This window comes from Rhodopseudomonas sp. B29, from assembly GCF_000333455.1.
GTDB lineage: Bacteria > Pseudomonadota > Alphaproteobacteria > Rhizobiales > Xanthobacteraceae > Rhodopseudomonas.
In genome coordinates, this window is record NZ_BADD01000256.1 from 1 (window position 1) to 657 (window position 657).

Genomic DNA, 657 nt, shown 5'->3' on the forward strand with positions numbered 1-657 from the left:
TGTCCGAGCGCCCACTCGCCGCCGGACTCGGCGATCGCTTTCTGCACCGACTTGGAGATCACCTGGGTGTAGGAGATCTGCTCCTGCACAATGTGAATCTTGTTGTTCTTCGGCTTCCAGCCTGCAGCTGCGAGCTTCTTCAGGTAACGAACGAAGCCGTAGCCGTACCAGGTCTCGGCCGGATCGATCTGGAAGATGTTCTTGTACTTCGTGGGGTTGGCCTTCACCAGGTCGAGCGAGGCGATCGAGGTGTTGCCGTGCAGATAGGGTGTAGCGGACGCCGCGGCGGCGTCCATTGCCGGCTGCGGGATCAGCACGAAAGCCGAAGCGATGGCATGGACGTGCTTGCCGGTGAGCGTCTGGATCGCCGACACCGTGCCTTCCGGCGTCATGATATCGATGTCGGTCACTTCGGCTCGCAGCTTACGCCCACCGACGCCGCCCCGATCGCCTGCCGCGCCAGATACAGCGCGGTCGAGCCGGTGGAGCAGTTGTTGTTGACGTTGACGATCGGCACGCCGGTCATGCCGACCTGATACAGCGCGCGCTGGCCGCAGGTTGAGTCGCCGTAGACGTAGCCGACGAAGGCCTGCTCGATGGCGTCGTAGCCGATGCCGGCATCGCTGAGCGCGCGGCGCGCCGCCTCGGCGCCCATCA

Annotated in this window: 2 pseudogenes; both read right to left on the bottom strand. The window is 64.2% G+C overall.

The annotated features are described in order from the left end of the window. Positions 1-410 (bottom strand): annotated as a pseudogene (locus I5M_RS09415) (amino acid ABC transporter substrate-binding protein); the annotation flags it as partial. A gap of 23 nt (positions 411-433) precedes the next feature. After that, positions 434-655 (bottom strand): annotated as a pseudogene (locus tag I5M_RS09420) (lipid-transfer protein); the annotation flags it as partial. Positions 656-657 lie beyond the last annotated feature (2 nt).